The organism is Pseudomonas rhodesiae, assembly GCF_007858255.1.
In the GTDB taxonomy this organism is placed as follows: domain Bacteria; phylum Pseudomonadota; class Gammaproteobacteria; order Pseudomonadales; family Pseudomonadaceae; genus Aquipseudomonas; species Aquipseudomonas rhodesiae.
The window spans coordinates 218,480-240,910 of sequence record NZ_VFEU01000007.1; the positions used below are offsets into that span (position 1 = coordinate 218,480).

Genomic DNA, 22,431 nt, shown 5'->3' on the forward strand with positions numbered 1-22,431 from the left:
GGCCTCGCTTACAGGATGCCGGTGGCTTCGGTGAGCAGCCAGATGCCGATCACGAGCAGCACGGCGCCGATGGCGACCGTGAGGCCGAATTGGCCCCACGTCTTGCGGCCGGTGTGGATCTCCGCGTAGGTGCCGTAGGCGTGGTAGCAGACGCCGATGAACATCGACGCCACCACCAGCAGGGCCACGAGCATGATGATGTCGTAGCCGTAGTTGCGGATGGTCTCCATGATGCCGTTGCCGGTGCCGCGCGTCGGGTTCTCCAACTGCGGCAGACCTTGCGCGAACGACAGTGCGGGCAGCGCGGCGGCGCCCAGGGCCACGGCGGCGCGCTGGGCAAAACGGGAAGTGAGGTTGCGGTTGTGCATGGTCGGGCCTTTCATGTCAGGACAGGAGGAAGAAACTCAGGACGAGGTACATCGCGACGAAGCGGATGCAGACGCCGAGGAACTGGCGCTGGTTGAGGCGGCTCTCGGACCACCCCACATAGGCCGTTCGGATGGCCCAGACGCCCCACACGAGCAGGACCGCGAACACGACGCCGACCAGGACGGTCGCCATCGCGGAAGGCGCGATACCGCTGTTGGCTTGAAATGCCGAGACCTGGGCGCCGTTCATTGCTCGCCCTCCGCAGTCGTCTTCGGCGATGGCGAAGCGGCCCGCTCGGTGCGGTAGTCGCCGGCCAGTTCGGAGGGGTCGCGCGGCTGAGCGCGTGATGGCGTCAGGTGGAACTGGATGCCGGCGCGCACGCGCGCCAGGTCAGCCAGCAGCCGTGGGTAATCGAAGTGGTAGCGCTCGCCCGGCTGGATGGGGGCATGCGCGGCGCTGTCCGCGACGGTGCGTTCCAGCGCGTCGAGCTGGCGCAGCGCGGCGACCAACTCCTGGCGCTGCGCCGGGGACTCGGCCAATGCCATCGGGGACTGGCCCAGCACGAGGGCCGTCACGAAAAAAGTGGGCACGCCGCGATGCGCGGCGCGCAGCCAGATCGAAGCCACCATCGCGCCATTCCTGTGTGATCAGCAATGGGTTGATCGTGGAGATCAGGGCTGTTTCAGGCCGCAAACAATAGGAACTGGCGGACGACCGGATTGGGCATGCTGCGAGCGAACCTACAAAAGCACGGGTCGCGCTTCGATTATTGCGTTTTTCGAGTATTTCGAATATGATCGGCTCTGCAACCGTTTTCGCTTAGGAGCTACCCATGACCACCGCCACTGCCCAATCCAAGATGACCCTTCCCGCCGCGGGAGAGGTGAAGGCAGCCGTCCAGGGTCAACGTGCCTTGGCGGCTTACCTCGCAACCCAGTTCGAGACGCAGCACATCCAGATCTTTGATGACCACAAACAGGCTCATCAGGTGGAACTGCCTACCTCGGCTTTACGCCTGCTGGTCGACATCCTGGCCGAGTTGGCCGATGGCAATGCAGTAAAGGTGGTGCCCGTCCATGCAGAGCTGACGACCCAAGAGGCGGCGGACTTGCTCAACGTGTCCCGTCCCCATTTCGTCAAGCTGCTCGAAGATGGGGTGTTGGCATTTCATCGCACCGGCAAGCACCGCAGGGTGAGGTTCGCCGATCTGATGCAGTACAAGGAAGCGCGCGAGCGCGCCAGTGAGCAGGCGATGGCCGAACTCGCTCAGCAGTCGCAAGAGTTGGGAATGGGATACGAATGAGGCATTCCCCATTCACCGCCGTCTACGACGCGTGCGTTCTATATCCCGCGCCACTGCGGGATTTCCTGATGTGGCTCGGCCTGTCTGGCCGCTTCCGGGCGCGGTGGAGCCAAGCCATTCATGAGGAGTGGAAACGCAACCTGTTGATCAACCGCCCCGATCTCACCCGGGTTCAGGTCGACAGGACGTCGGATCTCATGGACCGGGCAATTCCGGACGGCTTGGTGGAGGGCTACGAAGCGCTCGTGGCAGGCCTGACATTGCCCGATCCGGACGACCGGCACGTCCTGGCTGCGGCGATTCGCTGCGGTGCGAGCGTGATTGTGACGTTCAACGAACGGGATTTCCCGAACGATCTGCTGGCTCCGTACGGCATCGAATCGCAGCACCCCGATGAGTTTGTGGACAACCTACTGGATCTGGACGCGGCCGCCGTGGTGTCGGCTGCGCAGCGCCAGCGTGCCCAACTCAAGCATCCGCCGATCGAGGTGGACCGCTATCTCGAAATCCTGCTGCGCCAGGGCCTTGTGCAAACGACCAAGGTGCTGGCGACCTATCGCACCATTCTCTGACCCGCCGAGAGCCACGGATGACCAAGAATCCTTCATCAGACGCCACTTTGCCGAAAGGCATCCATCGAAGCTGGAAGCTGCCGGACACGTCGCTGGGCGCCCTGTGGGATTCCATCGTCATGGACGAAGCTCTCAAGAAGCAGTTGCTGTCACAGGCGATCGTCAACTTCACGGTGCGCCCCAAGGTGGAGCGCACGGTACTCCCCCTGCACGGCGTGATCTTGTTGGTCGGCCCGCCGGGGACTGGGAAGACCTCCTTGGCACGGGGCTTGGCGCATCGTGTGGCCGAATCTTTTTCTTCTGCGAAGTTTCGATTGCTGGAAGTAGAGCCTCACACGCTGACGAGCTCTGCAATGGGAAAGACTCAACGCGCCGTGGCAGACCTGTTCTCGCAATCGATCGCAGAATCCGCAGCGGCGGGCCCGACGATCGTCCTTCTGGACGAGGTCGAAACGCTTGCGGCTGATCGAGCCAAGCTCAGCCTGGAAGCCAACCCGGTTGATGTGCACCGGGCCACCGACGCGGTGTTGGTGCAGTTGGACATGTTGGCCGAACGCAACCCGCATCTGCTGTTCGTGGCCACCAGCAACTTCCCACAGGCCGTCGACAGTGCCTTCCTATCTCGTTGCGACATGGTGATGGAGGTGCCACTGCCCGGCAAGGATGCCTGCAAGCAGATCCTGGTGGACTGCCTGAATGGCCTGGCAAAGACATTTCCGGGGATTGGCAAGCTTTCCTCGGCTCACCAGTTCGACGCGTGCGCTGGCGAGTGCGTCGGATTGGATGGTCGGGCCATTCGCAAGGTCGTAGCCAACGCCCTCGCGGCCGACCCGCAAGTGGCTATCGATCCGAACAAGCTTTCCGTAGAGCACCTGCGCAGTGCGATACGACAGGCAACGCAAATGCGCCTTCAAGGAGGGAAGCAAAAATGACCACCGTTGTCAGCCGGACGTTTCGCAGCTCGCCGCACCGCGATGCGTTGCAGACGTGGGATGCCATTGTCGAACTGCTCACTCAGGGCAAGGACGGCACGGCTCGCTCTGAACTCAGGGCCGTGGCGGGCGTGGCCGCCAGCTTGATCGCCGACCAGGCACCCAAGAGCGCGCCCATCGTTGCGACATGCGATGGACCACGGACCAGGATCTACTGCCTCTTCGACGAAGACGCGATCGATGGTGATGATGCCAACGAAGAAGTCTTGGGGTTCGAGCCGTTGAAGGGAGACTGGGGAGTCTCGCTGCCGTGTCCGAAGGAGCAGCTCGGCTGGGTGCAAACCGCGCTCAAAAAGCACAGTTCTCGCATCATTGCACGGGACTTGAGCCAAGGAATTGCCACGCAGGCGCAGGCCGATGCTGGACAAGCGCTGTCGCTCGACCTCGGAGGTTTCCTCAAGTCATGAGCACCGTCGCCACCTACTCGTACACGCACTCGGTTACCTATGTGACCGACAACATCCTCAAGAGCTTGAAAGACATCATCCTGCTCAGTGGGCTGGACCCCGAGCACTTCGCGGATCGCTGGGAGAGCAATACCCGAGCCATCAAGACGTGGCTCGGGACCGGTGATCTGCGCAAGGTGATTCTGGAGATCTACAACCCGGCAACCGACAAACTCGTGACCCGATGGGATATCGACATCGTGTATGGGTGGTCCGATGGCGACGGCAGCTTCTGGACAGATACCGAGCAGTTGAAGTACGCGATCAAGAAAGCTGGGCTGCTGCCATCGCAGGCCAAGTACAAGTTAATGCTCGATACAAAGCCAGGGCGGCCTGATGTGGAGGGGTGGAGCAAAGGAAGTTATCGCTCGACGGATGGAATGGTCAAGCAGAGCCTAGGCTCGACTGTCGAACACAGCGGCCTGGCGGGTCAGGCCGGATATTGGAGGCAACGCTGATGCTGTCGATCGATGAAGCTTTTCGCAAGTTCAAGTCGCGTCTGGAACTCAACGAACGCGAACAGAAGAATGCCTCGCAACGCCAGAACGAAGTGCGGGACTACCTGCAGACCAAGTTCGGCATTGCGCGCAGCTTCCTGACCGGGTCCTATGCTCGATACACGAAGACGAAGCCGCTCAAGGATATCGACATCTTCTTCGTGCTGAAGGACTCGGAGAAGCATTACCACGGCAAGGCCGCATCGGTAGTGCTGGATGATTTCCACTCTGCATTGGTGGAGAAATACGGTTCGGCGGCCGTGCGCAAACAGGCGCGCTCGATCAACGTGGATTTCGGTGTTCACATCGACGCGGAGGACAACACGGACTACCGGGTGGTCAGCGTGGATGCGGTGCCCGCATTCGACACCGGCGACCAGTATGAGATCCCCGATACGGCGTCCGGAAAGTGGATCAAGACGGACCCGGAGATCCATAAGGACAAGGCGACCGCAGCGCACCAAGCCTATGGCAATGAGTGGAAAGGTCTCGTGCGCATGGTGAAGTACTGGAACAACAATCCCAAGCACGGCGATCAGAAGCCGGTGAAGCCCTCGTTCCTGATCGAGGTAATGGCCCTTGAGTGTCTTTACGGCGGCTGGGGAGGATCGTTCGATCGCGAGATCCAGTCGTTCTTTGCCACGCTTGCCGATCGTGTTCATGACGAGTGGCCGGATCCCGCCGGACTTGGCCCGGCGATCAGCAACGATATGGATGCCGCGCGCAAGCAGCGCGCGCAGCAGCTGCTGTTCCAGGCGAGCCAGGACGCAAGCATCGCCATCGACCACGCGCGTCGTGGTCGCAATATCGAAGCGCTTCGCGCCTGGCGCGCACTGTTTGGCCCCAAGTTCCCACTGTCCTGATTCCATCGGCTTCCATACACGTCCCATCGAGGTACAGCATGTCCCAGTGGTCGCTTTCCCAGCTCCTGTCGTCCCTGCATGAAGACATCCAGCAGCGCTTGTCCGTAGTACGCAAGACCTTCGGTCACCCGGGTACGAAGGGGGATGCGAGCGAGAACGTCTGGATCGACATGCTGGATACCTATCTGCCCAAACGGTACCAGGCGGCGAAGGCGCATGTGGTGGACAGCCTGGGGAACTTCAGCCAGCAGATCGATGTGGTGGTGTTTGATCGGCAATATTCGCCTTTTATCTTCACCTACGAGAACGAGACGATCATTCCAGCCGAAAGCGTGTACGCCGTGTTCGAGGCCAAGCAGACGGCTGACGCGGGGCTTGTGGCCTATGCCCAGGAGAAGGTCGCCAGTGTGCGCAGGCTGCACCGCACGAGCCTGCCGATCCCGCACGCTGGCGGGACCTACCCAGCGAAGCCGTTGATTCCGATTCTGGGTGGCTTGCTCACCTTCGAGAGCGAATGGAGTCCTGCATTGGGCCCATCCATGGACAAGGCGCTGAACGCAAACCTCACCGAGGGGCGTCTGGACATCGGATGCGTTGCCGCCCACGGGCACTTTTTCTATGACCAAGCCAGCGGCGCGTACAGCTACACCAACGAAAACAAGCCGGCGACCGCGTTTCTTTTCAAGCTGATCGCGCAGCTTCAGTTCAGTGGAACGGTCCCCATGATCGATGTGGAGGCTTACGGTCAGTGGTTGACCAAGTGAGGGGTCGCTGTGGCAAGCATACGTTCGGAGTACCACCGGTTCCTGGCGCACTTGACGCAGCGGCACGTGCACGACGACGTGCGCCGGCTGGCGCACCTGGTGCTCGATCACCTGCAGCCACTGGCCGAGGTCGGTGCTGCACGCCGGGGGCGCTCCACGCGCTTGGCGCCGCTGGCCATCGCGCATCTGGCGCAGATGCCTGTCGCCTACGACGGGGACGCGCGCGGCCCCGAAAACGGGCCGGCGCTCGGGCGACTGCACCAGCTCGAAGTCGGGCCGTTTCGAGGATTCATGCGGCAGGAGACGTTCGACCTCAGCCATGACATCACCTTGGTCTACGGTGCCAACGGCACCGGCAAGAGCAGCTTCTGCGAAGCCTTGGAAGTGGCGATGCTCGGTTCGATCAGCGAAGCGCAGGCCAAGCGGGTCGACCAGCGGACGTACTGCAACAACGCTCGCCTGCGCCGCCACATCGCGCCAGTCCTGTCGTCTACGGCGGCGGGCGAGGCGCAGGCCGTCCAGCCCGACGAAGCTGAGTATCGCTTCTGCTTCATCGAGAAGAACCGCCTCGACGATTTCGCCCGAATCGCCGCGCGGACCCCGAGCGATCAGCGCCAGCTCATCGCCACCCTGTTCGGCGTGGACCAGTTCAGCGAGTTCGTGCGCGGCTTCAACCCCTCGCTCGATCAGGACCTGATGCTTGCCGGCGTGCAGGCGGCGCAGCTGGCGCAGCGTCGCCTGCAGTTGGCGAACTCCGAACAGACCATCGCCGCCTACCCGCAGAAGATCGCAGCGGTCGAGGGCCTGGAACAAGCTTTGGCGCAGCGCATGTCACCTGGCGCGACCTATCAAACCTGCGTGGACTGGCTGCTGGGTACGCCGCAGCAGCAAGGACGGCTACCGTATGTCCAGGCTCAGCTGGACGCCAACCCGCCTGCCATTCACGAGGTGACCCAGGCCCGCCTGCAAGCGTTGCTGGCAGAGGCCTACCGCGTCCAGGGACTGTGGCAAGCGTCTTCCGCGCAACTCGCGGCCCGCGCCGGCGAGGTGTCGTACGCGAAGCTCTACGAGGCCGTGCAAGCGTTGGCGGACGGGGCGACCGCGTGTCCGGCATGTGGAACCGAACTGGCCGCCGTGGCGCAGGACCCGTTCGCCAGGGCGCGAATGGGCCTGGAGCAGCTCGCGCAACTGGCCGTCCTGCAGCAGCAGGAGGCCGGGCATCGGACGCAGTTGAGCGAGGCGGTCCGAGCGCTGTGTGACGAAATGCGCCGCGTGGTGGCGGCGGCTGGGGTCGCTTGTCCTGCCGAATCGCAGGCCGCGGGCCTGCCACTGCTGCCTCCCACGTCGGCGGGCAATTGGCTCGGCGGCGGGGTGAATGGGGACCAGCGCGCCTGGCAAGCCCTCTTACGGATCGCACAGATCATCGAAGGCTTCGACGCGCAGGCGCGCGACGTGAATGCCCAGCGCGGCGCGATGGCCCAGGAGCGGGACCGCCTGCAACAGCATCAGCTGGAGATCGAACGGCTGCGGACCATGCGCACGACTGCGGATCAGGAGCTGGCGGCCGCCCGCCAAACCGTGGCCCAATTCGACGACGCGAACCGCGGCCTGATCCAGGCGGCCACGGACGAAATGCCGGTGGTGGTGCACCATCAGCGGGTCAAGGCCGCCTACGACGGCTTCCTGCCCGAGATTCAGGCATACCTGACCGCTCTGCCGGGGGTTCTGCTACAGGGGCTGGGAGACCAAGCCCGCCATCTCTACAACGCATTCAACCGGGCCGATCCGCCCGGCGATCTGCTGCACGCGCTGTGGTTGCCCGTGGCCGAGAACGGCAAGATCGAGGTGGAGTTCGCCGGCGAGCCGGGCGCGCGCTACGACGCGTTGATCGTCTTCAGCGAAGGGCACATCAAATGCCTGGGCCTGGCGATTCTGCTTGCCAAGAACCTCGCGCAGGGCTGCCCCGTGGTCATATTCGATGACGTCGTCAACGCGATCGACGACGACCATCGCGATGGCATCTGGCGTACCTTCTTCGAGGACGGTTTGCTCCACGGCAAGCAGGTTATCCTCACCTCGCACGCAGAGGAGTTCCTGCACCGCATCCAGCAGGAGTTGGGCGTGCGCCGCGCCGCGGCCATTAAGCGCTACAAGTTTCTCCCGCATCAGGGAGAGCACGAACTGCGGGTCGACAGCGACCCGCCAGCGAAGAACTATGTTCTTCTGGCCCAGCAGGCGTTGGCGGCTGACGAGAAACGCGAGGCACTGCGTCAGGCCCGGCCGGCGCTGGAGAGTCTGACGGACCGCCTGTGGACGTGGCTGGGTCGGCGGGCGGACGGCCGGATCGACATCAAGCTGAGCGGGCCCCGCGCGCCTTGGGAGCTGAACAATAAATGCACCAAGTTGCGGTCGGCCGTCGAGCGTATCGCGGCGCAACATGCGGGTGCGCCGGATGCCGTAGGGGCGTTGGTCCGGCTGCTCAATGTCAGCGGTACGAGTATTGAATGGGGTTACCTCAATAGCGGTGTGCACGACGCTCAGCGCGATCATGAGTTTGATCGGGCGACGGTAAGAACGGTCGTCGAGGCGGTTACGGCGTTGGATGCTGCTCTTGATACCCTGCAGAACCGATGAACGGCACACGGCTTTGCAGAGCCGTGCCGCCCGTGTCACCTCATAAGTACTTCTTGAAGCTGCCTGCGGTCAGGCTGACTGCCATCCCCAGCAACGCCGCGCTGGGCAGCAGGATGACCAGAGGATGCACCGATATGGGCAGAGCGAGATAGGTGACCCAAGGCAGCACGGCCAACGGCATCAGGCTGGCCTTCGCGCGGTGGTAGATGAAGCCGGATTCGCGGCCCGCGCCGAACCGGCGCACATCCCGTCGCACCAGGCCGTCAATCAGGCCGACGAATGCCGCCGTGAGGATCAGCGGCAGCGTGAGCACCAGGACCAGCAGGCGCACCAGGAAGGTGAGCGTCGTGAAGGCCGCAGCGATCAGGTAGCTTTCGGCCCAGACATAGACTTGGCTGATGTAGTAGCGGAAGTTGCGGCTCTGCCCGTGGCTGGGCGCGCGGACGCGCTCGGCGGTCTGGCTCATGCGCTCCAGCAACCCCGAGCGCACGAACACCCACTCGTACCCGGTATCCACCAACTCGTGCGCCGTGCGCCCGGGCTCCTGTACCACCACGCTGCGCGTGAAGTGGTTGGACAGGTGCCCGAGTTCGTACCGCAGCATCTGCTGGGAGTGGCGCCAGCCCTGGTCCTTCCAGAACAGGTGCATGCCGGCGCACTCCACCACGATCGAGAACAGCAGCGAGCCAATGAGCACCCCGAGCAGCCGGAACGGTAAGGTGATGGTGCCGACGATCAAGCCTTGGCGATGGTTCTGCTCCCGCTGCGCGGTCGAGGCGGCATCCTTCATGGCACGGCCTCGTTGCCCGCGCCATCGTCGGCGCCGGTGGCCACCGCGCCGGGCTCGGCCGCAGCGGCATCGTCCAGCAGGTCGTCGGGCAAGGCCGCATCCTGCAAGGCCGACGAGCTGGTGAACTCCCACCACTGCGTGGCCTCGCTGTAGCTCTGGCGCATGTACCCGGCCAGTTGCTGCAGGTCCGCCGGCATCACTTCATCCGGGTCCGGCGCCGGCAGCGGCATACGCACCTTCCAGAGCTGGCCGCCCTGCAGCAGCGCGAAGCACTGGCCCTTGGGCAGGCCGACGACGTGTGACGGCTCGATCATCGGCACGCTGGCCATGCTGATGCGGTCCTGGGTGTTCGACGTGAAATCCGTCGCGCCGCGGATGTCTGAGCTGTCCGTCGCGCCCGAGACGATGGTGGTTGTATAGACCTCGACCTTCGGCAACTGCCTCGTCAGCAGTTCCGCGGTGGCCGTCTCGCGCACGCGCAACATGAATAAATTGTTGAAATTCCCGATCACTTGGCCGGCCTTCGCGCGATTTCCGATGCGGGCCTCGATGTCCGAGAGCGTCTGCGTGTACGCCGTGACTTGCAGGCCGGCACCGCCGCCCTTGTTGATGAGCGGGATGAATTCATCGCCCATCAGTTCATTGAATTCGTCCGCGTGCACGTTGATCGGCACGCGAGCGCCAGCCACTGCGCCGGGCAGGCCATCGTCGATTCCGTGCTTGTAGATGTGTCCGGCCACCGAAACCAGGTCAGAGAACATCGAATTGCCGACCGCTGCGGCGACCTCGGCGTCAGACAACGCATCCAGACCCACATAGACGATGGCCCGCTTTCGGATGACCTGCATCCAGTCGAAGATCGGGCGCGGGTCGGCCAGGTCGGAGTAGTTCGGCGCCAGGAGCTGGGCGATCTTGCCGCTCGTGAGCTTTTCCAGCAGCGGCAGCAGCGATGCAACGATCTTGTCGAAGTAGGTCTTGTCGTAGCGCACCGCCGAGCGCAGGCCATCGAGCACAGGGTCGTAGTTGCGCGCCTGGGAGAGGTATTGCTCCAGCGCCACCACACGCTTCTCGCGCCCGATCATGTTCCTTGGGATGTTCTTCTCGTTGAGCTTGGCCTCGATCTGGACGATCACCTCCCAGGCCTTGGGCTCCGTCTTGGCAAAGTAGTGCTGGGCGTACTCAATGAACAGCGCGTCGATGTTGATGACGTGGCGCTGGATCAGCATGTAGTCCGGGCGCTGCCCCAGTTCCACCAGGGCGCGGGCGATGATGTTCACGAAGCGCCATGCGAACTCGCGGAACGCCGCGCTGTTGCCTTCGCCGGAGAGCTGCCCCGCGATGCGTGTCGCCACTTCCGAGATCCGACCGAAGCGGCCCACGGCGTTGTAGCGGGCGCTGATTTCCGGCCAGCCCAAGTGGAAGATGTAGAACTCGCCTTCGCGGCCAGCGCGCTGGGCTTCGACGTACATCCGTTTCAAGAGATCGGCATCCCCCTTGGGGTCGATGACGATGACGACCTCATGCTCGCCGGCAGCATTCCTGCGACGGATGTCCTGCGTGACGAACAACTCGGCCAGGCGCGTCTTGCCCACCCGCGTGGTGCCCAGCACCAGCGAGTGCCCGACGCGCTCGCCCAGCGGCAGGCTGACGTCCACTTCGTCGGGCTCGATGCCGTGCAGCCTTGGCAGGCCGCCGACAGGCGGCAACGGGCGCACGGGGTTGAAAGGCGCGTCCCAGCCGGTGAGCTTCGGCAGGCGCGAGAGCGGCAATGGCGCGAACTCCAGCCGTTCCTCCAGGCGCCTGGTCAGCCGGTAGGCCGGCGTCGGCTCGACGTAGCGGCGGAACTCGGGCCGGTACGTCTGCATCAGCCGATGCGTGTGCTTCTGCTCCCAGAGAAAGCCGCGCCCCACGAATAGGCGCTGCTGGCTGACCGGCACGTCCTTGCTGGTCATCACGTAACGCGGCAGACGGCGGATGTTGCGCCGGTAGCGCAGGATGATGCGGGCATCGCGGTAGCGGATCGCGCCGTAGGCGCCGAACGCCAAGGCGCTGCCGATGCCCATGGCCGGGCTCAGCGCGAGCGACCATGGGGCCACCAGGCACAGAAACGCGGCGCCTGCACACGCCGCGACGGTGTATAGCTCCACCGCTGGGCGTAGCAGAACCTCGACCGGCTGTTTGCCCGACATGGCTTCATTGCTCGATGCCGGTGGCCGTGATCAGCGCCGGGTAGTGCCGCAGGCCCAGGCGATCGGCCAGGTCGTCGCCGGCCACGGGCGCGAGCGGCACGCCCGGCACCAGGGCGCGCAGCCGCGCCAGGCCCTGCGCGGTCTCGACGTTGACGACCAGGCCGACCGCGCCACGTTCGCGCAAAGCGGCGGCGCGGCGCTGCAACCAGGCCCGGGAAGCCTCGTCGTCGCCGATGACCACGAACGGCCGCAGGCCGGGCGCTTCGATCACCCGTCGCGCGACGGTGCCGGGCGTGAGCTTGGCGCTGCGCACCGGCAGCATCGCGGCTTCGTCCGCCCGTGTGGCAGGAACCTGGGGCGTCGGGATGGACGGCCGCGCCGGTGCGTTGGCGCGCGGCTGGAGATTCAGGGCTTCGTAGTACGGCAATGCCGACGTGCCGCCACGGTCCTCGACAACGATCAGTGGCTCGCCGGCACGCGAGGCCAGCGGCAGGCCTGACAGCAGCATGAGTAGGCCCGTGAACGCGAGATGGGCGGGATGGGGTTTCGTCATGGGGAGGTCTCCTGGCGCGCCGCGAGGACCGCGGCGGCTGGTCGCGTGCCCTGCACGCGGGCAAGGTGGCGCGACACGCTGCGCCGATAGCGGGCGGCGGGCTCGCCGCCTGCGGGGCGGTGGTAGCGGCCGATCGCCAGCAGCCAGTCCTCGCCGGGGGTGTGCTGCTCCTTCAGGATCTCGGCGGCAACGGCCAGGTTGCGATACGGATCCAGCAGGTCGCACGCGCCGGTAAAGCGGTGCTTGTGGTAGCCGAGGTTGATCTGGCCCAGGCCCGCATCAATGCGCGTGTGCGGCGTGGCGCGCATCGCCTGCTGCAGGCCAGCGCAGGCGTCGGCGCGCGTGGCGAAGCGGCGCGACTGGCCGGCGACGTTGAGGGACCACGGCCACGGCACCAGGCGCCCGTTGCGCCGGATGCCGCTCTCCTGCAAGGCCACGGCGTAGAGCACGGTCGAGGGGATGCCTGCGCGCTGGGCGGCAAGCTGGTAAGCCGGTGGCGGAACCTCCTGGGCCAGGGCGGCAACGGCATACAGGCCGGCAGTGAGCACCAGTGCGCGCAGGGGCATGGCTACGGCTGGCGCTGCCATTGGCCGTTCACTTCGCGCACGGCGGCGGGCAGATCGCCGGGCAGGCCCAGTGACAGCCAGCGGCCGCCGTCGTGGTTGAGCGTGATGCTGCCGGCGCGCACGCGCGCCGGGTCGATCTGCGCGCGCTTGGCCCAGTCGCGGATGCGCGCGTCATCCTGGCGGCTGCCCACCATGTACAGGTCGAACTCCGCGCCCGAGGATTGCAGGCGCTGCACGAGCTGTCCGCAGGCTGCGCAGCCGTCCTTGACGAACACCGCCATGCGGCCGCTGCCGCGCAAGGGACTGCTGGATGGGCCGGCGCCCGGCTTGTCGTCGGGCAGGTTCACGCGCTGCATCCCCGGATTCAGGCGCTGCCAGGCCTCGTCGTAGGCGCGCTGGTAGGCGAGCAGCTTCTCGACGCGGCGCGCTTCCACCTGCACCTGCAGTTCCGCATAGCGGCGCCGTTCTTCGTCCGTGCGAGCTTCGATGCCCAGGGCGGACAGCGGGTCCAGGTTGGGCGAGTAGATACCCAGCGGCCCATCCATCAGCTCGCGGTAGCGTGCCCATTCTTGTGGCTGCAAGCCCCATTCGGTTGCCACCCGGTCGTCCAGCACGCGGGCGGCCAGCGGGCGCTCCTGGCTCTGTGCGTTGCGCGCCGAGGTCGTTGCGGGCTGCTGCGCCCAGGCGGGCCATTGCGACGACGCCACCAGGACCGCGAAAAGGAGGATCGACGGCTTCATGGGGTGCTCCGGTCAGGGAATCGCCACGCGGCGGGTCTGGTTGCCGGCCTGGAACACTGCGGTGTTGCCCTCGATCGCCTGCAGGCGCCACGGGCCGACCGCATCCCCGGGCAGCAGCACCTGAAGTTGGGCGGGCGTGAAGTCCCCGATGCTCGGCGCGACGGACACGCTGCGCTGGCCGGCGCGCAGTTCGGCGCCGACGACGCGGAATGGCAGCGGCGGCAGCTCGGTCTTGGAGGCGGCGGACGTGCGCGATGCGCGCCGCTGGGCGGGTGCGGTGGCACGCGCGGCGGCTTGGCGCGCCTTGATCTGCTCGACCTCCGCGCGCAGCGCCTGGAGGTCGTCGGCCGCTGCGTAGCCACTGAGAGATTTCTCGACCTGGGCCGCGCGTGCTTCCAGAATCTGGCGGGTGTCTTTGAGGTCAGCGTCCGTCGCGACGGCCGGGCGCTGCTGGATGGCCTCGATCGTCTCGGCCAAGCCAGTTGCCTGCGCTTCCAGGCGTTGCAGGCGGGAATCCAGCCGCTCCTGGTCGGCCTGGTCGCTGAGGGCCTGGTAGCCCAGGGCCGCCAAGACGCTGAGGAAGATCAACCAGAGCCACATCAGGCTCTGCACCACCACGGCGGCGGTCGATCGCTGGGCAGGTTGCGGGGCGTTCATGGCTGGCCTCCCGAAACCATGGGTGCCAGCGGGAACGTCTGCACCGCCTCGGTGGCGGGTGGCTCGGATGGGGACTCGGCGACCGCGCGATCGCCGGGCCGCTCGAAGCAGATTTGCCGTGCGCGGTCATCCGCGTGCAGTTCCCAGGCCGGGCCAGCCAGCGTGAGCAGCGCATCGCGCAAGGTCATGGGGCCGAGGTGCAGGTGTACCGCCGGCAACGGCAGCGCGTACAGCTCGATCACGGCATGCGCGGTCTGGCACAGGCCATAGCCGCTGCGTTTGAGCACGTGCCGAAGCCCATCCCCGACCGTGGCGCGGGCATCCTCGGGCATGGACACGTCGATGGTCTGCAACAACAGGTCGCGCTGCGCCGCCATGGGTGCCAGTTCGACCAGTGTGTAGCGGGCGTAGCGCACGACCGGGATGTACTCGGAAGCCTCGGGTTCAGGCGCGGCCAAGACTTCCGCGATGGTGTCGGGCGCGACCGGCGCAGTCGTCGTCGCGCAGCCACCGGCCAGCACCGACCACAGCAGGCCGAGAAATCCCGCCAGAAGGCGGCGTTCGGGATAGTGAAACCACGGTGGAGAGGGGCACATAGCTCGGCGTCCTGAAACATCCAGCCCTCACCATCGCCGCTCAGGCCGCGAGCGGCAGCAAACAATGCGAACCAGGCAGCGTCCGATTTACCGGGAGCGGCAAAAAAAACGGCCCCGAAGGGCCGTAAGTGGAACGTGTCATGCGGCGACAAGCTGCCGGGCCAGTGCGACCTCGACGGAATCACCGTCCTGGTTCAGGACATCGAGCCCGGATTCGGGCACGTCGCCCGAGGTGGACTGCGAGACCATGATCTTCTTGGCCATCAGCTCCAGGCAGGTCATCTGCGAGGAACCGGCGTAGCCGAGGTAGATCACACGCACGGGCTGCTTCTGCCCGATGCGCCAGGAGCGGCGTGCCGCCTGCTGGAGCGAGTACACGTTGTAGCCCGACTGCATGAACACGATCGTCGGGAACTCCAACAGGTCCAGCCCCGTCTTGACCAACTCGGGGTTGGTGATGAGCACGTCGATGCCACGGTCCAGTTGCTCGGCGATCCAGTCTTCGCGGCGGCTGGCATCCACGCTCGCGCGCAGCACCGCCACCTTGAAGCCTTCCTGCTCCAGCAACACCTTCAGGCGCGACGTGGTGTCGCGCGTGCCGGTATAGACCGTGTAGGCCAGGACCTTGCGGCCCTGCGCCTTCTCCTCTTTGCAGATGTCGATCAGCTCACGCTCCTTGGGGCTGATCTCGAACTCGTTGAACTGAGCCGGGACAAACGCCAAGGTGTTGCGCGTGCGCGGATGCACCACGGTCTCCGACCGGAAGCAGCAATCCGGCCAGGCCAGCAGCACGTTGAGGACCACACCCAGCAAGGTCGTATCGCGTCGCGCCAGAGCCTGTTTCAGCTCGGCGGTCAGCCGACCCGCCAGATCGCGGTAGGCCGCGGCTTGCGCCGTGTCCATCGCGACTTCACGGAACTCCTCGTCATACGGCGGCAGGACGTTGCCGCCGATGTCCTTGAGCTTGAGGAAGATCGTGAATGGCAGGATGCAGCGCAAGACGCCCTTGGGGCCGAAGCCCGGGGCCTTGACCGTGCGCACCGATACCTTGGTGCCCTTGGCCGTCTTGTGCGCCGTGCCGGTGCTCTCGGAGTAGATGTCCTTCAACACCCCGTGATCGCGCATGAACGCCATCGCAGCCGAGGTCATGCTGCCGCTCGTGGTCGGGCGGTAGCCGTCTTCGATCATCCGCCCCGGAAGGGCTCGGAACAGCAGGTGAAAAAGATCATCACCGTAGCCGCCCATCAGCGTGCCAGTCAGCAGCAAGGTCTTGCGAGCCTTCGCCGCCAGCACGCCCATGGCCTGGCCCTGGGCACTGCCCCCGTTCTTGTACTCATGCGCTTCATCAGCGATGAGCAGGTCGAACGTACCTTGCGGCAAGTACCTCTTGATGAACTCCGAGGGTTGATAACCGCCCTCGCCAAAGCCGAACTCCATGTTGGCCATCGCACGTTCCATGCGCGTGGCTTGACGGTCGGAAAACACCAGCTCGCCGTTGCCATCCATGAGGTTGATGAACTCGTGGATGTTGTCGCCCAGCATCGAGGCCAGGAAGCCGTCACCGAACTTCTGCATCAGCTTCTGCGCAGTGACTTCCCCGATGGTCGGGATGCGCTTCAGGGCTTTGAGGACGGCCGAGGACTGGTCGCTGCCGGACAGGCTGCGCGGGCGGATCAGCGTCCACAGGGGCGCAGCGCAATGGCTGCACTTCCTGCGGTACTCCTCGGCTTCGAGCGCGACCGGGTTGACCGGCTCGCCGTCGAGGTCGGTGATGACCGTGCCGCAGTCCGGGCAGGCCGCCACGTCGCCGTGGCGGGTGCGCCGCTGGGTGAAGACGGGCTTCCAGTGGAAACCCATCCGCATCCTGACGCGCCCCAGGACGAAGAACTCCTGGCCCGTGGGCTGCACGCCCAACTGCTCACGCAGCTTGAGGAGCTTGACGAGCGTATCCGGCCCATTGAGCACCCATACCTTGGCGCCGGCCACCGTCTCCTGGATCTCCCGCCGCCACTTGTAAACCAAGTGCGGTGGCGACAGGACCAGAGTGCGGCGGTAGCCTTCGGCGTTGAGCACGGCGGCCGCGGCGATGCCAACGGTCGTCTTACCACAGCCCATCTCGCCATTGACGATCGCGGCGCGTTCGCCACGGTCGATCAGCAGCTCGGCGGCGGCGTGGACGACTTCGGCCTGGGCCGGGAACAGCTTGCGTTTGAGGCTGGCGACGATGAGCTGCCGGTGCGCCTGCGGTTGGCCGGTATAGACAGGCGGGTTGGCGCTGTTGAGGGCGTCGAGCAGTTCGTCGCCGAACTCGCCGACGAAATCCTGAAGGCTCAGGGTCAGAGGGGATGATTCCGCGTCGAGCAGTTCGCCCTGTACGGGCGCGGCGTCAGCGGCAGTGGTTTCGAGATCGAAGGACATTGTGATGCTCCAATGAAAAATGGGGCATGCACCACCCCCAGCGGGGCAATGGCATGCCCCGTGGTGGGAAGGAAATCGGCGCGCGGCCGAAGGTGGTTGAAGATGCTGGCCTGAGTGGCCTGCGGGTGAACCGTGCTCAGTCTTCGGACGGCAGCACGATGGCAGTGACGCTGCGCCCCGCATCGGTGATGATGCGAATGGCGAGTCCCGGGTGGATCACATAGTGCGATTCCAGCGACGCGCCCGATTGAAGTGCAACGCCGTTGGCGTGCCATTGGCAGACGTTGACGTCACCCCAGTCGCCACGGGTGTGGCGCCTGAAGTACGGAATCGGGTCCAGGCGACCCGCGCGGACAAGGCGATCAATGCCTCGGCTGAAGATGAGCGCCCCGATGGGGAACGCCAGCCTCTGGCAGTAGGTTTCGATGCGATGCGATGCCATGGGCTCCTCCTTGAAAGGCTATTGAGCCACGACACCCCTGGCGGAGTGAAGTGGCTCCGTCAAGTGGATGGGATGACGAGGCGGCGCCTTCAGATCAGGTCGCGCTCTTCGGGAAGCTGGACCACCGTGGTCTGGTGGTCTTCGCTGGTCTTCACGAGCAACACCAGTTCCGGCGTGATCCGGTACTGGGAGATCATCAGGTTGTCCTGTTGGATTGCGACGTCGTTGGCTTGGCGGGTGGCCTCATCGATCTCGCCCCAGTCCCCGCGCACATGGCGCTGGACATAGGCCAAGGGGTCGATCAGGCCTCGCCGAGCCAGCCAATGCACCTTCTCGCTCAACTTCAACGTACTCGGTGCGAACAAGGGTTGCTTGCGCGGCGCAGGCCGCTTGAACGGATTGGGGAACATGGTGTTTCTCCTTCGATGTGGTACAGCAGGACGGCAGCGCGTCCGGTGGATCAGCGAATGGTCAGCACCTCGCCCCTTGTCGGGGAGCCAGGCGTCATGTCCCACGCGCGGATAACGGGCACAAACTTGTCGGTGAGGATGCGTGTCTCGGCGATGGAGCCGTCTTCGCGTTCGGTGAATTCCCGCTGGAGCGTCTTGTCCTTGTGGGTGTCACCTTTGACGACGAGCACGCGCCCCGTCTGGGAGCGCACGACGCCGGAGATCGCGCCCGCGGCCAGAGCCAGGGCGAGATGCCAGTGGGACAAGGCCCGCGCCGGTGGACGCAGCGACTGCTGCGCGGTCCCCAAGTGCGTGTCCAGCGACGGCCAAAGGCCTTGCAGCCGGCCAACCTCGTCGGCGAACTGTTCGGGCTCCATCGTCACGCGGAAGAAATGCTCCGGCTCGGCCGGACTGGCGGGGACGATGTACGGCAGGAACGGCCATTCGCTCGGCAGTTCCTCGGCTTCGACTTCGCCAAGCCCAACCTGCAGCAGCAGATTGCGCACGGCCTTGACGCCATCGGGTGCCAGCTCCCGCTGACGGACCCGGCGGCCGAAGATCACCACCTGCTTGAACTGCGTTTCCACCGCTCGGTAGATACGCAGATCGGTGTAGTGGCGCGTCAACCAGCCGACCAGCTCCGCGTCGAGCACGTAGCCGGGGACGATGAAGACCAGCACGCCGCTGTATTGCAACAGCGACAGCGAACGCTGATAGAACAGCTTTTCGAGGCGGGCACGGCCCTGGCCCTGATAGCCGATGTTGCCGTTGACGTCCTTGGACAGGTCGCCATACGGTGGATTCAGCCACAGTAGTCCGAAGGACTGCTTGGAGATCATCGTGTCCATCAGGTCCGCGTGCAGGCAGTGATCGACCAGGCCGCGGGCATGGCGCGCCCGCTCGGCGTCGAATTCGACGGCGAACGCCTTGGCCTGTTCGCGCCCGAGGGCATGAGAGGCTTCGGCGATTGCCACGCCTTCACCGGCGCAGGGATCGAGGATGCACATCGGCCCGTCGCTGGGCATCAGTGCGTTGAGGGCTCTTTCGAGCGTGGGTTCGTCGGTCGGGTAGTACCCATTTTTGGCGAAATTGCGGGCGAGCCGCGGGAACATGAGAGCCATGGAAGTCTCCTGGTTGGCGGGGATGAATGACGGAAGCACGCCAAGGCGTGCCTCCGAGGGTGGGTCAAGCCGCCACCGCTTCCGGCGTCCAAATCTTGGCCGGATAGGGATAGGCGGTGAGCGCGTCACTGCGGATCAGGGAGCCCAGCGCCAAGCTCAGCGCCGGCACGTCGATGGCGAGCCGATGGCCTTCCAGCGGCCCGAGGGCGGACGGAAGGCGGGCCAGCATCTCGCGGCTTTGCAGCAGTTCCAGCACGGTCTCGCGCCAGTGGTCGAGCAGCGGCAACGGGCAGGTGTCCCGCACCAGCATCCACAGGCGGTCAAGCCGGTGGGCGCTGTCACGTGGCAGCAGTGCCAATGCGCTGGCGTTGGCCTTGTCGGGCTTGACGCAGCGCCGGTCGAACAGCCACACGTTGGACAGCGAACCGAACAGCGTTCGCCGGTAGGCGCGCGTGATGCGCTTTTCCAGGCGATCGACGTTGCCGATGAATACCGGGACGCTGCCGCCCTGGTCGGTGATGACGTGGAACTGGTCCAGTCCCTGCTCGTCGCGCCCGAGGGTCAGGCGTGCAAGGAACTGCTGGACGGCGGTGTCGCGCGCCCAGATGGACAGGAAGATCAGGTTGCCCTGGTCATCGCCGACGCAAGCGTCGGCCATAACGTCCGGGCATTCGTCGATGTGGAACAGCGTGGTGGATGAAGTGTGTGCGTGCATGGTGGTGTCCTCGATGAAATGAGGGGCAGCACCGCCCGCAGGGGCAGCGAATGCCCCGTTAGGGATGAAGGAATGCGGATAAGGTGTTCGATCCGCTTGGGCGTTCAGAACGTCTGTTCGGTGAACGAGCCGTCGGCCTGATGCTTGACTACACGGTTGCCAACGTTGCCCTCGCAGTCCTGTTGGACTTCGGTGAACATGCTTTCGGGCACGTCGATGTGGAAATGGCGCAGGACCACTCGGTAGTAGTCCAGGTAGTGGTTGAACGGGTCGCTCTCGTGCAGGTTGCTGTACAAGAAGTCGTCGCTCTCGACCTTCGCGGTATCGTCGATCAGCTCGGCCGGCTTTTCGATGAATAGGAAGAAGTAATTTGCCGGCCGGTCCCAGCCCAGTACGACGGTGATGGGAAAGCCCTTGTGAACGGTGTCGAAGTAGTGCCGACTCATGGTGATGTCCTCGGTGAATCGGAAACAGCACCGCCCCTGAGGCAGGTGCTGCCCCAAGGGGTGGAGAAAAGCCGCGCAAGCGGCGATGACGTGTGCCGGACCTCAATAGTCCGAATCGCAACCGGACGGGCAATAACCCAGTTCGATTCCGTGCGAGCAGTAGCCGTTTTCGGCGTTCCAGTCCTGGGTTTCCTGCCTTTCGGCCGGTGTGGCGTAGCCCCATTCCTGTGCGATCTGCAGCGCCTGTGCGCGTTGCTCTTCCGGCAATCGACTGGCTTGCGCGTCGATCTCCGAACTGAAAAGCGTGACCCAGTGGTCCCAGGACAGGCCACAACCACGCTGGGCGTGCTCGGCGGCTGTCTTGCAAACAGCTCGCCACGCGGGTTCACCCAGCGAAGAACGGGGTGTATCGCAATCGATGGTGGACATGATGGAGACCTCCAGAAGAAAGCCGGGGGCCTCCCCGCATAGGGAAAGAGCCCCGGCGGGTGGATGAAGAACACCGCGCATGCGGTGTCTGCGATCACGCAGGTTGCAGTTCGGCCTGGCGGCTCCACTCCTGCGTTTTGAAGTCCAGCGCGTAGCCCAGATCGCCCAGGCGGGCGATCTGCGCGCGCAGGGCGCGGCGGTCGATGGTCGAATCCAATTTCACGGAATCGCCCAGCGGCCAGAGCAAGCCGAACAAAGCAACGTCGCCCTCTTCGGTGCTGCCAGGGGCAGCCGCCGCAGCGGGCGTCGGTGCATCCACACCGAAGGGCGTGGTATCGACCAGCGGGTCCGCCGAGGCCTGCACGGGTGCGGGCTTGGCGGGTCTGGAGGCCTTGGCGGGCTTGGCCGGCGTTTCCGCAGGCTGCGTCCCCAGCTCTTCATCGAGTGGATCGACTTCCTGGGTGGCGAAGCTGCGGGCCTCATCACGACTCAGTTTGTCGATGCCGTTGAGCGTCATGCCGTCGAGGTTTGCGCGCACTTCAAACCGCGCGCCGCCCGCGACCGGATAGGACTTCGCGAAGATGTAGCGAATGACGAAATCCCCGTCGTACTTTCCTTCGGGGTACTGCTCCAACTCCGCGTCTTTAACCGCGAACTCGCCGATGGGGGTAGAAAGGCGCCCAACCGTGAACGGGCCGTTCTTGCCCCGGATGGTCCGCAACGTGAGCTGGCCCGGGACGACGATGGGTAGGGCTGATCTCGTAGGTGCCGATGTGGCTGCCATGATGGTTCTCCTTGGACGAATAGGAAAAAGGCAAGGCCCCGTGAGGGGCCGTGCCGGATCAGAACGAAGCAGCCAATGCCGGCTCCTGCTCCTCGACTGCACATTCGGGCTCGCGCTCGGCGGGCTCGGCAGATTGGTAGGAAACGGCGTCGGCGGCAGTGTCGATGGCGTTGGCGGCTTCGGACGCGGGTGCGTCCTCCGCTGGCGCTGCCTCGGCATGCGCCTGGCTCGTCGGATAGACCTGGGTGCCGTCGATCTTGATCAGACCGATGTGGACCAGCGTCGATTCCAGGCTTGCGGCCGGTTCCCCAGCGTGCTCGCCCTTGGTGCGGATGTACGGATCGATCTTCATGTCGTTCAGACGAAAGGCGATCAGCACCTTGCGATCCCCTTCGATGGCCTGCACGCATCGGCGAACCAGATGCTCGGCTTCAGGGGTGGCGACGATCGTGTCGAAGTACCGATATTCCGGTTCATCGACAGGTCCGGCCAGCGCGGCGATGGAGCACGACAGGAACGGGTCACCATCCTTGGGGGTGACGTCCTTCGGACGGTTGAGGTAGCCGATGCCACGGGTGATCAACTCGTGCTGCTCGATCGAAGCCAGTTCGGCCCGCTCGATCAGCTCGGCCTTGAGCAGTCGCGCCTTGAGGGATGCGGCGGCCTGGCCTTTCTGTTCGCCCTTGTCGCGGATGTAGGCATCGCCCCAGAGGTCGCCGAGGCGAAAGCGCACCAGCGGTCGCTGCTTGGAATCGTCAACGCCGATGTAGCGCTGAACGAGCTTCTTGGCCTCGGCACCCGAGACCTTGACGTCGAAGTAGCGGTAGCTCGGGTCCCTGGCGGGGCCGACCAGCGCGGCGATGGTGCAGGCCAGGAAGGGCTGCGCACGGCGGCCGCCCCTGACGGGCACCTCACGGACACGCTGGAGGTAGCCGATGCCCGAGGTGTGGAGGTCGAAATACGATTTCTCGTTGGAAGTGGTGTTCATGGTGAATCTCCATAGGGAAAAGCGGAGACACACCGAGCCCACGCATGCGGGGAAAGGTGCGTAACCCCGCGGTGGGTTGATAAGGCGAAAGCATCCGCCACCAGGGAC

Annotated in this window: 27 protein-coding genes; 8 read left to right on the forward strand and 19 right to left on the reverse strand. The window is 64.9% G+C overall.

Annotated features, from left to right (window positions below; genetic code table 11):
• Positions 1-8 precede the first annotated feature (8 nt).
• From FIV35_RS13350 to FIV35_RS13360, 3 genes are read right to left on the reverse strand one after another with little or no spacing between them, the layout of a single operon-like run.
• Positions 9-368, reverse strand: coding sequence for a TIGR03745 family integrating conjugative element membrane protein (locus FIV35_RS13350; protein ID WP_003090173.1), 360 nt, complete (start codon positions 366-368; stop codon positions 9-11).
• 16 nt (positions 369-384) lie between these two features.
• Positions 385-618 carry a TIGR03758 family integrating conjugative element protein gene (locus FIV35_RS13355; RefSeq protein ID WP_003050225.1) on the reverse strand — a complete coding sequence of 78 codons (234 nt, stop codon included), beginning with the start codon at positions 616-618 and terminating at the stop codon, positions 385-387.
• Entirely contained in the window at positions 615-998 is a 384-nt protein-coding gene (locus FIV35_RS13360) for an integrative conjugative element protein, RAQPRD family (protein WP_003120001.1), read from the reverse strand. Before FIV35_RS13360 ends, FIV35_RS13355 begins: the two co-directional genes overlap by 4 nt.
• A gap of 203 nt (positions 999-1,201) precedes the next feature.
• On the opposite strand from FIV35_RS13360, the gene FIV35_RS13365 reads away from it, so the two are divergent.
• The 8 genes from FIV35_RS13365 to FIV35_RS13400 are packed head-to-tail and all read left to right on the forward strand — an operon-like array spanning position 1,202 to position 8,440.
• On the forward strand, positions 1,202-1,672 hold the full coding sequence (locus FIV35_RS13365; RefSeq protein WP_003050245.1) for a helix-turn-helix domain-containing protein: 471 nt from the start codon (positions 1,202-1,204) through the stop codon (positions 1,670-1,672).
• The gene (locus tag FIV35_RS13370) at positions 1,669-2,244 is read left to right on the forward strand and encodes a PIN domain-containing protein (protein ID WP_003109777.1); all 576 of its coding nucleotides are present in this window, start codon (positions 1,669-1,671) and stop codon (positions 2,242-2,244) included. Before FIV35_RS13365 ends, FIV35_RS13370 begins: the two co-directional genes overlap by 4 nt.
• A gap of 17 nt (positions 2,245-2,261) precedes the next feature.
• Complete coding sequence (gene cap6 / locus FIV35_RS13375; RefSeq protein WP_003105629.1) at positions 2,262-3,176, forward strand: CBASS system CD-NTase-associated protein Cap6; 915 nt, start codon at positions 2,262-2,264, stop codon at positions 3,174-3,176.
• Positions 3,173-3,643: a type III CBASS phage resistance system CD-NTase-associated protein Cap8 gene (cap8, locus tag FIV35_RS13380; RefSeq protein WP_003105626.1), complete on the forward strand. Its 471-nt coding sequence runs from the start codon at positions 3,173-3,175 to the stop codon at positions 3,641-3,643. The genes cap6 and cap8 overlap by 4 nt, the downstream gene beginning before the upstream one ends.
• Entirely contained in the window at positions 3,640-4,140 is a 501-nt protein-coding gene (cap7, locus tag FIV35_RS13385; protein WP_003090159.1) for a type III CBASS phage resistance system CD-NTase-associated protein Cap7, read from the forward strand. The genes cap8 and cap7 overlap by 4 nt, the downstream gene beginning before the upstream one ends.
• Complete coding sequence (locus tag FIV35_RS13390) at positions 4,140-5,042, forward strand: CBASS oligonucleotide cyclase (RefSeq protein ID WP_003105624.1); 903 nt, start codon at positions 4,140-4,142, stop codon at positions 5,040-5,042. The genes cap7 and FIV35_RS13390 overlap by 1 nt, the downstream gene beginning before the upstream one ends.
• Before the next feature lie 38 nt (positions 5,043-5,080).
• Positions 5,081-5,806 carry a CBASS effector endonuclease NucC gene (nucC, locus tag FIV35_RS13395; RefSeq protein ID WP_003050273.1) on the forward strand — a complete coding sequence of 242 codons (726 nt, stop codon included), beginning with the start codon at positions 5,081-5,083 and terminating at the stop codon, positions 5,804-5,806.
• A 9-nt stretch (positions 5,807-5,815) separates the two neighbouring features.
• Positions 5,816-8,440, forward strand: coding sequence for an AAA family ATPase (locus FIV35_RS13400; protein WP_003116812.1), 2,625 nt, complete (start codon positions 5,816-5,818; stop codon positions 8,438-8,440).
• Positions 8,441-8,480: 40 nt separating this feature from the next.
• Here the strand turns inward: FIV35_RS13400 and FIV35_RS13405 are convergent, their stop codons facing one another.
• The 16 genes from FIV35_RS13405 to FIV35_RS13480 form a co-directional block, all read right to left on the reverse strand.
• Entirely contained in the window at positions 8,481-9,230 is a 750-nt protein-coding gene (locus FIV35_RS13405) for a TIGR03747 family integrating conjugative element membrane protein (RefSeq protein ID WP_003109778.1), read from the reverse strand.
• Positions 9,227-11,419: a type IV conjugative transfer system coupling protein TraD gene (traD, locus tag FIV35_RS13410; RefSeq protein ID WP_003116813.1), complete on the reverse strand. Its 2,193-nt coding sequence runs from the start codon at positions 11,417-11,419 to the stop codon at positions 9,227-9,229. Before traD ends, FIV35_RS13405 begins: the two co-directional genes overlap by 4 nt.
• Positions 11,420-11,423: 4 nt before the next feature.
• Positions 11,424-11,972: an integrating conjugative element protein gene (locus tag FIV35_RS13415; protein ID WP_003109779.1), complete on the reverse strand. Its 549-nt coding sequence runs from the start codon at positions 11,970-11,972 to the stop codon at positions 11,424-11,426.
• Entirely contained in the window at positions 11,969-12,559 is a 591-nt protein-coding gene (locus FIV35_RS13420; RefSeq protein ID WP_003109780.1) for a transglycosylase SLT domain-containing protein, read from the reverse strand. The genes FIV35_RS13415 and FIV35_RS13420 overlap by 4 nt, the downstream gene beginning before the upstream one ends.
• Positions 12,541-13,278, reverse strand: coding sequence for a TIGR03759 family integrating conjugative element protein (locus tag FIV35_RS13425; protein WP_003098886.1), 738 nt, complete (start codon positions 13,276-13,278; stop codon positions 12,541-12,543). Before FIV35_RS13425 ends, FIV35_RS13420 begins: the two co-directional genes overlap by 19 nt.
• Positions 13,279-13,290: 12 nt before the next feature.
• A complete protein-coding gene (locus FIV35_RS13430; RefSeq protein ID WP_003098888.1) occupies positions 13,291-13,935 on the reverse strand; it encodes a hypothetical protein in 645 nt (214 codons plus the stop codon).
• Complete coding sequence (gene pilL2, locus FIV35_RS13435) at positions 13,932-14,531, reverse strand: PFGI-1 class ICE element type IV pilus protein PilL2 (RefSeq protein ID WP_003098890.1); 600 nt, start codon at positions 14,529-14,531, stop codon at positions 13,932-13,934. Before pilL2 ends, FIV35_RS13430 begins: the two co-directional genes overlap by 4 nt.
• Before the next feature lie 138 nt (positions 14,532-14,669).
• Positions 14,670-16,949 (reverse strand): helicase-related protein, encoded by a 2,280-nt coding sequence (locus tag FIV35_RS13440; RefSeq protein WP_003098893.1) that lies wholly within the window; start codon positions 16,947-16,949, stop codon positions 14,670-14,672.
• Positions 16,950-17,085: 136 nt separating this feature from the next.
• Positions 17,086-17,391 (reverse strand): hypothetical protein, encoded by a 306-nt coding sequence (locus FIV35_RS13445; RefSeq protein ID WP_003098895.1) that lies wholly within the window; start codon positions 17,389-17,391, stop codon positions 17,086-17,088.
• 89 nt (positions 17,392-17,480) lie between these two features.
• Positions 17,481-17,801, reverse strand: a complete 321-nt coding sequence (locus FIV35_RS13450) for a hypothetical protein (protein WP_003098896.1) — start codon at positions 17,799-17,801, stop codon at positions 17,481-17,483.
• Between the two features lie 50 nt (positions 17,802-17,851).
• The gene (locus FIV35_RS13455; RefSeq protein WP_003124464.1) at positions 17,852-18,961 is read right to left on the reverse strand and encodes a DUF6094 domain-containing protein; all 1,110 of its coding nucleotides are present in this window, start codon (positions 18,959-18,961) and stop codon (positions 17,852-17,854) included.
• Between the two features lie 64 nt (positions 18,962-19,025).
• Entirely contained in the window at positions 19,026-19,676 is a 651-nt protein-coding gene (locus FIV35_RS13460) for a hypothetical protein (protein ID WP_008266552.1), read from the reverse strand.
• A 104-nt stretch (positions 19,677-19,780) separates the two neighbouring features.
• Positions 19,781-20,122, reverse strand: coding sequence for a hypothetical protein (locus FIV35_RS13465; protein ID WP_006226014.1), 342 nt, complete (start codon positions 20,120-20,122; stop codon positions 19,781-19,783).
• A 102-nt stretch (positions 20,123-20,224) separates the two neighbouring features.
• On the reverse strand, positions 20,225-20,551 hold the full coding sequence (locus FIV35_RS13470) for a hypothetical protein (protein ID WP_006226013.1): 327 nt from the start codon (positions 20,549-20,551) through the stop codon (positions 20,225-20,227).
• Positions 20,552-20,645: 94 nt separating this feature from the next.
• The gene (locus tag FIV35_RS13475) at positions 20,646-21,335 is read right to left on the reverse strand and encodes a DUF3275 family protein (protein ID WP_006226012.1); all 690 of its coding nucleotides are present in this window, start codon (positions 21,333-21,335) and stop codon (positions 20,646-20,648) included.
• 58 nt (positions 21,336-21,393) lie between these two features.
• Positions 21,394-22,323 (reverse strand): DUF3577 domain-containing protein, encoded by a 930-nt coding sequence (locus tag FIV35_RS13480; protein WP_006226011.1) that lies wholly within the window; start codon positions 22,321-22,323, stop codon positions 21,394-21,396.
• Positions 22,324-22,431 lie beyond the last annotated feature (108 nt).

Bases quoted from the DNA above. Each gene is read 5' to 3' on its own strand.
- FIV35_RS13450 (WP_003098896.1), bottom strand. From the start codon at position 17,801: ATGTTCCCCAATCCGTTCAAGCGGCCTGCGCCGCGCAAGCAACCCTTG.
- FIV35_RS13360 (WP_003120001.1), bottom strand. From the start codon at position 998: ATGGTGGCTTCGATCTGGCTGCGCGCCGCGCATCGCGGCGTGCCCACT.
- cap6 (WP_003105629.1), top strand. From the start codon at position 2,262: ATGACCAAGAATCCTTCATCAGACGCCACTTTGCCGAAAGGCATCCAT.
- FIV35_RS13390 (WP_003105624.1), top strand. From the start codon at position 4,140: ATGCTGTCGATCGATGAAGCTTTTCGCAAGTTCAAGTCGCGTCTGGAA.
- FIV35_RS13365 (WP_003050245.1), top strand. From the start codon at position 1,202: ATGACCACCGCCACTGCCCAATCCAAGATGACCCTTCCCGCCGCGGGA.
- FIV35_RS13370 (WP_003109777.1), top strand. From the start codon at position 1,669: ATGAGGCATTCCCCATTCACCGCCGTCTACGACGCGTGCGTTCTATAT.
- cap7 (WP_003090159.1), top strand. From the start codon at position 3,640: ATGAGCACCGTCGCCACCTACTCGTACACGCACTCGGTTACCTATGTG.
- FIV35_RS13475 (WP_006226012.1), bottom strand. From the start codon at position 21,335: ATGGCAGCCACATCGGCACCTACGAGATCAGCCCTACCCATCGTCGTC.
- FIV35_RS13465 (WP_006226014.1), bottom strand. From the start codon at position 20,122: ATGAGTCGGCACTACTTCGACACCGTTCACAAGGGCTTTCCCATCACC.
- FIV35_RS13405 (WP_003109778.1), bottom strand. From the start codon at position 9,230: ATGAAGGATGCCGCCTCGACCGCGCAGCGGGAGCAGAACCATCGCCAA.
- FIV35_RS13470 (WP_006226013.1), bottom strand. From the start codon at position 20,551: ATGTCCACCATCGATTGCGATACACCCCGTTCTTCGCTGGGTGAACCC.
- FIV35_RS13445 (WP_003098895.1), bottom strand. From the start codon at position 17,391: ATGGCATCGCATCGCATCGAAACCTACTGCCAGAGGCTGGCGTTCCCC.
- FIV35_RS13460 (WP_008266552.1), bottom strand. From the start codon at position 19,676: ATGCACGCACACACTTCATCCACCACGCTGTTCCACATCGACGAATGC.
- traD (WP_003116813.1), bottom strand. From the start codon at position 11,419: ATGTCGGGCAAACAGCCGGTCGAGGTTCTGCTACGCCCAGCGGTGGAG.
- nucC (WP_003050273.1), top strand. From the start codon at position 5,081: ATGTCCCAGTGGTCGCTTTCCCAGCTCCTGTCGTCCCTGCATGAAGAC.
- FIV35_RS13480 (WP_006226011.1), bottom strand. From the start codon at position 22,323: ATGAACACCACTTCCAACGAGAAATCGTATTTCGACCTCCACACCTCG.
- cap8 (WP_003105626.1), top strand. From the start codon at position 3,173: ATGACCACCGTTGTCAGCCGGACGTTTCGCAGCTCGCCGCACCGCGAT.
- FIV35_RS13355 (WP_003050225.1), bottom strand. From the start codon at position 618: ATGAACGGCGCCCAGGTCTCGGCATTTCAAGCCAACAGCGGTATCGCG.
- FIV35_RS13430 (WP_003098888.1), bottom strand. From the start codon at position 13,935: ATGAACGCCCCGCAACCTGCCCAGCGATCGACCGCCGCCGTGGTGGTG.
- FIV35_RS13440 (WP_003098893.1), bottom strand. From the start codon at position 16,949: ATGTCCTTCGATCTCGAAACCACTGCCGCTGACGCCGCGCCCGTACAG.
- FIV35_RS13415 (WP_003109779.1), bottom strand. From the start codon at position 11,972: ATGACGAAACCCCATCCCGCCCATCTCGCGTTCACGGGCCTACTCATG.
- FIV35_RS13420 (WP_003109780.1), bottom strand. From the start codon at position 12,559: ATGGCAGCGCCAGCCGTAGCCATGCCCCTGCGCGCACTGGTGCTCACT.
- FIV35_RS13455 (WP_003124464.1), bottom strand. From the start codon at position 18,961: ATGGCTCTCATGTTCCCGCGGCTCGCCCGCAATTTCGCCAAAAATGGG.
- pilL2 (WP_003098890.1), bottom strand. From the start codon at position 14,531: ATGTGCCCCTCTCCACCGTGGTTTCACTATCCCGAACGCCGCCTTCTG.
- FIV35_RS13425 (WP_003098886.1), bottom strand. From the start codon at position 13,278: ATGAAGCCGTCGATCCTCCTTTTCGCGGTCCTGGTGGCGTCGTCGCAA.
- FIV35_RS13350 (WP_003090173.1), bottom strand. From the start codon at position 368: ATGCACAACCGCAACCTCACTTCCCGTTTTGCCCAGCGCGCCGCCGTG.